The organism is Pusillimonas sp., from assembly GCF_035515275.1.
Classification (GTDB): domain Bacteria; phylum Pseudomonadota; class Gammaproteobacteria; order Burkholderiales; family Burkholderiaceae_B; genus Pusillimonas.
Window position 1 is genome coordinate 1 of sequence record NZ_DATJBQ010000056.1, and the last position, 2,530, is coordinate 2,530.

General features: G+C 64.0%; 3 protein-coding genes. All 3 read right to left on the reverse strand.

What is annotated here, in order from left to right:
- On the reverse strand, window positions 1-959 hold a 959-nt coding region (gene rseP, locus VL003_RS03950), incomplete at its 3' end, for an RIP metalloprotease RseP (protein ID WP_325439787.1).
- Window positions 960-977: 18 nt separating this feature from the next.
- Entirely contained in the window at window positions 978-2,171 is a 1,194-nt protein-coding gene (gene ispC, locus VL003_RS03955; protein WP_325439789.1) for a 1-deoxy-D-xylulose-5-phosphate reductoisomerase, read from the reverse strand.
- Window positions 2,168-2,530 (reverse strand): phosphatidate cytidylyltransferase (locus VL003_RS03960; protein ID WP_325439791.1); only part of this gene is annotated, 363 nt, incomplete at its 5' end. The genes ispC and VL003_RS03960, both read right to left, overlap by 4 nt.

A 2,530-nucleotide genomic window follows, 5' to 3' on the forward strand; every position in this document is an offset into this window, starting at 1 on the left:
CGTGTCACGCTTTCCACAGGGCCGTAGCGCACGGTAGCCATGGGGAAATCAGCCCCCAGCATGACGCCGATGCGTCCAACCCGTTCGCCTTCGGCGTTGGTTTCTGCCTGGGGAACCAGCGTAAAACTGAGCCGGGCGTCGTTGCGCTGCACGGTCAAGGGCAAGGACTGGCCTGCCTGAGACTGAATATAAGCCACCAGCGCCGCCCCCGAAGGCTCGTTAAGCGGCCCGGCCGCCACGATGATGTCGCCCTCTTGCAGGCCGGCTTGCTCACCCGCCCCGCCCGCCACCACCTGGCGCACCAGAGGACGAGGCGTTGCCAGGGCAAGCCCCGCGTCGGACATCAAGTCGGCATTCTCGGGCTCGAGGCCGGCCGCCTGAAGGTGCAAGGTATGGGTGCGTGTCGCACCGGCATCGTTTTGAACCTCAAGTGTGGCGGCTCCGCCCGAAGTCAACGCATCGAGCAGCTCCCAGCGCGCCTCGCCCCACGAGCGCACGGCCGAACCGTTGACACGGGTGATGCGATCGCCCTGGTGCAACCCTGCCTGAGCGGCCGGCGTACCCGCAGCCGGCTGGGCCAATATGGCGGCCGGCTCTTGCGTACCCACAAGGTTCAACACCGCATAAAGCACCGCCGCCAGCAGCAGATTGGCCAACGGACCGGCCGCCACAATGGCAAAACGCCGGCTTACGGGCTGCCGGTTGAAAGCCTGGCCGGCGTCGGACCCATCGGGCTGTTCAGGCTCATCCAGCATCTTCACGTAGCCGCCCAGCGGAATGGCGGATAAGGCCCATTCGGTGCCGTTGCGGTCGGTTCTTCTGGCCAGTACGCGACCGAAACCGATCGAAAAACGCAATACTTTTACGCCGCAACGCCGCGCAACCCAGTAGTGCCCCAGCTCGTGAAAGGTGATGAGCAGCCCAAGCGCGACGACAAAAGCAAGCAAAGTAAAAAGCATGGTGATCGACGTGCGCCCTTATTTACAGAGTTGAAGCGCTTGCCGTCGTGCTCGGCTGTCGAGCTCGAGCACGGCCTCGAGCGAGTCGAGGGCAACGCGGGTTTTGCCTGCCATGGCGTCAAGGCATTGCTCGATGACCCGGGCAATGCCGGTAAACGGAATGCGGCTGCTAAGAAAACTGTCGACGGCCACCTCGTTGGCGGCGTTAAGCGCTATGCAGGCGTCTTGACCGGCCTCTAGCGCCTGAAAGGACAACCGCAGGCATGGAAAACGCCGCAGATCAGGCTGTTCGAAGTCGAGACGTCCGATCATGGCCAGATCAAGCGGGCCCACCCCACTGTCGATCCGGTCGGGAAAACCCAGACCGTACGCGATGGGGGTGCGCATATCGGGCTGGCCCAGCTGCGCCAGTATGGAGCCGTCTTCGTACTCGACCATTGAGTGAATCATGCTTTGCGGATGCACGACCACTTGTATGCGTTGCAAAGGCATGGCGAACAGCCAATGGGCCTCGATGACTTCCAGCCCCTTGTTGAGCATGGTGGCCGAGTCGACCGAGATTTTGCGGCCCATGCTCCAGTTGGGATGGGCGCAGGCCTGCTCGGGGGTCACCGCCTCAAGGCTTTCAAGCGAGGCCGTACGAAACGGCCCGCCCGAAGCGGTAAGCAGCAAGCGCCGCACACCCTGGGCAGGCGCCGTGGGGGCAGCGGCGCGATCCGAATGCGGCAGACACTGGAAAATCGCGTTGTGCTCGCTGTCGATGGGCAATAGTTCGGCACCGTGCTCGCGCACCGCCGCCATGAACAGGCTGCCGGCCGCCACCAGCGCTTCTTTGTTGGCCAATAACACACGCTTGCCCGCCTGCGCCGCCGCCAACGCAGCCGGCAGACCAGCCGCCCCGACAATGGCCGCCATGACCGTATCAACTTCTGGGTCAGCCGCGCACGCTTCAAGCGCCTGCAAGCCGACCCGGATTTCGGGGGCGGCGCGATGCGTCGGCCAGGCCTGCAAAAACCGCTTGCGCGCAGCCTCGTCAGGTACCGCCACGACACGCACGTCGAACGTCAGTGCCTGCTCTGCCAGCAGTTCCATACGGCTGTATGCCGTTAAGGCGTGCACCCTGATGGTGTCGGCATGTCGCGACACGACATCGAGCGTGCTGCACCCAATGGAGCCCGTGGAACCGAGTATGCAAAGACTACGAGAGATCATGCGCCGATACTCAACAACAAGAACGCCGTGGGCGCCACGGGCAGCAAGGCGTCGATACGGTCGTACACGCCGCCGTGACCCGGCAGTAAGGCGCTGGAATCTTTGCGCCCTGCACGGCGCTTGAGCAGGGATTCGAACAAATCGCCGACGATCGACAGGGCCGCCAGAAAAGCGGCAAGAATCAGTGCGCCGCCCAAGGACCAAGCCTGCACGAGCACAGCCGCAAAGCTGCCCGGCCACTGGCTGGATACGGCCACCCACAGGACGGCGGCAAGCACACCGGCAATGGCGCCCTCCCAGCTTTTACCAGGGCTGACGCGCGGGGCCAGCTTGCGTCGGCCAATTGCCCTGCCGACAAA